The sequence below is a fragment of the Streptomyces sp. LS1784 genome (assembly GCF_020103755.1).
Lineage (GTDB): Bacteria > Actinomycetota > Actinomycetes > Streptomycetales > Streptomycetaceae > Kitasatospora.
Window position 1 is genome coordinate 1 of record NZ_JAHSQD010000610.1, and the last position, 4,733, is coordinate 4,733.

Sequence of the window (4,733 nt, forward strand, 5' to 3'; positions counted from 1 at the left end):
CGCCGAGCGCGGCGATCGGCGGCACGGCCGCGGCGGCCTTGGCCGGGCCGCGGACGGCCAGCAGGGTCAGCAGCACGCCGAACAACCCGGCCAGCAGGCAGGTCAGCGGGGACGGCATCAGCGACAGGTGCACCGGCCCGAGGTCGAGCCCGCCGACCACGGCGGTGCCGAGCGCGCCGAGGGCGACCCCCAGCAGCACGCCCGCCGCCGAGGCACCCACCCCGAGCAGCAGCCCCTGGCGCCGGATCAGCCGGCGCAGTTGCTGCCGGTCGGCGCCCACGCAACGCAGCAGGGCGAGCTGGCGGGTCCGCTGGGCGAGCACCACGGTGAAGGTGTTGCCGACCACCATCCGTGCCACCGCGAGCGCGATCAGGACGAAGGAGAGCGCGGCGATCAGCACCACGCCGTACATGGTGCCGCTCTGCCGGGTCACCTCGGTGACCGAGGCCTCGCGGGTGTGCACCTCGGTGCCGGTGCCGAGGGCGGCGCGCAGGGCCTCGACAGTCCGGGTCCGGGAGGCGTCGGGGGCGACCCTGACGTCGAGCCGGTCGGTGGTGACGCCGGTCGCGTAGCCGGCGACCACGCTCGCCGGGACGCCGATGATCGGGACTCCGGCGAGGCTCGGTGCGCCGCGCTCGTCCAGGGTGCCCACCAGCCGGGCGGTGGCGGCGGTGCCGTCGGCCCGGGTCAGGTGCACCTCGGCGCCCACGACGGCGTCCAGCCGGTGCGCGGTCCCGGTGTCGAGCAGCACCTCGCCGGGGCCGGCGGGCCAGCGGCCGTCCTTGAGCAGCTGCCAGCGCAGTGCCGGGTCCTCGGCGACGGCGCTGACCGCGGCGGTCCGGTCGAGCGGCCGCCCGTCGGCGGTCAGCACCCCGCCCTTGCCGGTCAGCCGTGGAGCCACCGAGGCCACCCCGGCGGTCTGCCGCACCCGCTCCGCGGCAGCCGCGTCCAGCCCGCCGGCCGCGGCCTTCCTGGTCACCTGGATGTCGCCGGGGCCGACCTCGGCGGCCGCGGTCTGGCTGTAGGAGTCCACCAGCGCCCCGCTGCCGCTGACGGAGGCGATCAGGAAGGCCACCCCCAGCGCGATGGCGGCGCCGCTCAGGAGCAGTTGGCGCAGCTGGCCGCGCAGCTCGGCCACGGTGTATCGGTACGTCGTCATGGTTCCCCGGCTCGTCCGCCCTGACCGGGAACGGTGCTCCGGCAGGGGTCTCATCGAGCCTAGGAGCGGAGTGACCACGCCCCGTCAGCACGAGGTCTGTTTCATGATCACTCCGCAGGCGGACGGCAGCCCTCCGCCTCCTCCTCCCGGAGAGGTACGCCGTCCCTGACGCCGGTCCCACGGGAGGGCAGCGGCGGCCCCGGGAATGCCGCAGGCCCTCCGGCCCGGGTGGGCGGAGGGCCTGCGACCTGCGTGTTCGTTGTGCCCCAGACAGGAATCGAACCTGCGACACCGGCTTTAGGAGAGCCGTGCTCTATCCCCTGAGCTACTGAGGCGCGGCCCGGGTGCTACCAGGCCGTTCACAGCGTACCGGATCAGGGGTGGGGCTCGGGGGCGCGTCCTGTGGATCCTGCCGGATCAAGGGCGCCGGTGTCGCGGGCACGGCTGGGTCCGCAGGGCGCGTCCCACCGCGACGGAGGGGCCGTGGGCGGCCGACGGCGCATCAGGGCGGGTCCAGTAGCCTGCCGGGCAGGGTGGGATTCGTCCCGGCACGTCGCGCTGAGGAGGCGAAGGACCTGATGAGACCTGCTGTGCACCCGGTGGGCCGGCTGTTGGGGCAGGTGTGGGTGTGGCCCGCGGTGGCCATGTTGGCGGTGGGTGGGTACCGGCTGGGGACTCCGGACCTGTGGCGGGACGAGATCGCGACCTGGACGGTCGCCACCCGCTCGCTGGGCGACCTGCTGCGGCTGCTCCAGCACATCGACGCCAGCAACGGCGCGTACTACCTGCTGATGCACTGCTGGACGGCGGTGTTCGGCGACTCGACGGTCTCCCTGCGCATACCCTCCGTGCTCGCGATGGCCGGGGCGGCGGCACTCGTGGCGCTCACCGCCGAGCGGCTGTTCGGCAGCCGGGTGGCGGCGGTCGCCGCCGGGCTGCTGCTCGCGGTGCCCCCGGAGATCTCCCGGTACGCCCAGGAGGCGCGCTCCTACGCGCTGGTGACCTGCGCGATCGCGGCGGCCTCGTACTTCCTGCTGCGGGCGCTGGAGCGGCCGACCTGGCGGCGCTGGGCGCCGTACTGCGTGGCCATGGCGCTGGCCGGCGCCGGGCACCTGATCTCCTTCAGCACGGTCGCCGGGCAGGTGGGGCTCCTGGCGTTGCACCTGTGGCGCACCCGCGCGGAGACGGACCGGCGGCTGCTGTGGCAGTACCCGCTGGCGGTCGCGGTGGCGGCGCTGCCGGTGCTGCCGGTGGTGCTGCTGGGTAGCCGGCAGTCGGACCGGCAGTTGGGCTGGATCGCAGTCCCCTCCACGCGCGGCCTCGCCTTCTTCGGCGAGCACCTGTTCGGCTCGGACCTCGTGTTCTACGCCTTCGTCCCGCTGGTGCTGTCGGCGCTGGCGCTGCCCGGCCGGCGGATCCAGGCCTGGCAGGTGCTGCTGCTCGCGGAGCTGCCGGTGGTGAGCGTCTGGCTGGTGTCCCGCCTGAGCGACACCTCGTACTTCCTCGACCGGTACCTGCTGTTCACGGTGCCCGCCTGGGCGGTGCTGGCCGGCGGCGGCGCCGGGGCGGTGTACGGCACGGTGACGGCCCTGGCCCGACGTCGCGGCCGGGCGCCCCGGGGGACCGTCGCGGTGGCCGGGCTGCTGACGGCCGGGCTGCTCGCGGTACCGGCCGTGGCGACGCTGCCGGAGCAGCCCGCGCTGCGGTACGTGGGTTCGCACAACGGCTCGGAGGAGCCGTTCAAGGCGGCGGCCCGGGAGATCTCGGCTGGCTACCGCTCCGGGGACGGGATGGCGGCCCCGCTGGGCGACCAGTCCTGGGCGATGGCCTGGCCGGGCGTCAGCTACTACCTGCCCTCGGACGTGCGCCCCCGTCCGGTCTTCGTCGCGCAGAGCGCCGACGACGCCGAGGAGCTCTCGCCGACGCCCTGCCCGCGGCCGGAGGACTGCCTGGGCGGGGCGTCCCGGATCTGGCTGCTGGTCCTCGGCGACACCGAGGACCCGCTGGGCTCGGTGCCGACGGACCAGGCGCAGGTGCTCCGCAGCCAGTACGGCGAACCGGACCGGGTGACGCCGCTCGGCGGGCTCACGCTCGCGCTGCTCGACCCGAACGCCTAGGCCCGGAGGACCCGGATCCGGGCGGGGGAAGACGGACATGCAGGAAGAAGGGGAGCCGGTGCGGACCGGCTCCCCTTCTTCTTCCTGCGTTCGACGCCTCGGCGGCTCAGCCGCTCAGCCGCTCACAGCGTGCGCAGCAGCCGGGACTGGATGGACGGCGGGTTCAGGTCGGACTGGAGGGCGACCGGGACCTCCGCCTTGTCCTCACCCGTGCCCACCCGCAGCACGCCGACCTCCTTGCCGGCCTGCTCCGTGTGGCCGATCTTCGACGTGTCCAGGGTGACCGTGCCGGAGATGCCGGGGAAGCCCGCCACCACCAGGTCCTTGGTCGCGACGACCCCGACCTTGCCGCCGAACCCGTCGTCCACCGAGCCGACGACGTCGCCCTTCTTCACCACGGTCTGGCCGGTCAGGCCGTTCTGCGCGGCCTGGATCTGCTTGCCGCTGACCTTCAGCACGGTCGGCAGGATGCCGTCGCCGGGGTTGGACGAGGTGGCCTGCTGGCCCAGGGTGACGCCGAGGATCAGCCGCCGCACGCCGCCGATCTCCTTGTACGCGGCCCACATCAGGCAGCCGCCGGCCGGGGTGCTGGAGCCGGTCTTGACGCCGATGACGCCGGTCTTCGGGTTGATCAGGTTGTTGGTGTTGGGGATCTTCGCGTTGTTGAGGTTGGTCTCCGGGGTGGAGACGATCTGCCGGAAGATCTCGTCCTGCATGACCTGCTCGGCCAGCTTCAGCTGGTCCTTGGCGGTGGACTTGGTGTCCGGGTTGTAGCCCGCCGGGTCGGCGTAGATGGTGTTGGCCATGCCGAACTTGGCCGCGGTGTCGTTCATCGCCTTGACGAACTCGGCCTCGGAGCCGGAGTGGAAGCGGGCGAGCAGCCGGGCCACGTTGTTGGCCGACGGCAGCATCAGCAGTTCCAGCGCCTGGTACTCGGTGAGCACCTGGCCCTCGGTGAGCGTCACCTTGGACTCGTCGACGTTGCCGGACTCCTGCGCGGCCTGCTTGTCGACGGTGATCTTCGGGCCGCTCTCCCCCTTCTTCAGCGGGTACTTCTGGAGGATCAGGTAGGCGTTCATCACCTTGGTGACGCTGGCGATCGAGGCCGGCGTCTCCGGGCCCGAACTGCCGAGGCTGCCGACGCCGACCACCTCGGCGGCGGACTGGCCCTTGGCCGGCCAGGCGAGGTCGAGCGCGTCGCCGGAGAAGCTGTAGCTGCCGGCGGCGGTCGTCTTCAGCTTGGGGTCCGGCAGCGGGCGCAGCAGCTGGGCCACCGCGAGCGCGCCGAGCACCACGGCGAGGAAGACCGTCCAGATGGTCACCCGCTTGAGGGCGCGCCGCAGCGGCGAGACCGGGCGGGCGTTGAGGGAGGCCAGGACCTCCATCGCCTCGGCGGTGTTCTCCGGCGACGGCAGCGGCTCCGGCGCGGGCAGCGGCGGGACCGGCGGCACCGGCTG

General features: G+C 73.6%; 2 protein-coding genes, 1 tRNA gene and 1 pseudogene. 1 reads left to right on the top strand and 3 read right to left on the bottom strand.

Annotation, left to right across the window (positions count from 1 at the left end; translation table 11 throughout):
- The coding region (locus tag KS423_RS38850; RefSeq protein ID WP_224284446.1) for an FtsX-like permease family protein at positions 1 to 1,159 on the bottom strand (1,159 nt) is incomplete at its 3' end.
- A 262-nt stretch (positions 1,160 to 1,421) separates the two neighbouring features.
- A tRNA-Arg gene (locus KS423_RS38855) sits at positions 1,422 to 1,494 on the bottom strand.
- Positions 1,495 to 1,737: 243 nt separating this feature from the next.
- Between KS423_RS38855 and KS423_RS38860 the strand changes: the two genes are divergently transcribed.
- Positions 1,738 to 3,276, top strand: a complete 1,539-nt coding sequence (locus KS423_RS38860) for a glycosyltransferase family 39 protein (protein WP_224284447.1) — start codon at positions 1,738 to 1,740, stop codon at positions 3,274 to 3,276.
- A gap of 122 nt (positions 3,277 to 3,398) precedes the next feature.
- Here KS423_RS38860 and KS423_RS38865 read toward each other — a convergent pair.
- Positions 3,399 to 4,733 (bottom strand): annotated as a pseudogene (locus tag KS423_RS38865) (D-alanyl-D-alanine carboxypeptidase); the annotation flags it as partial.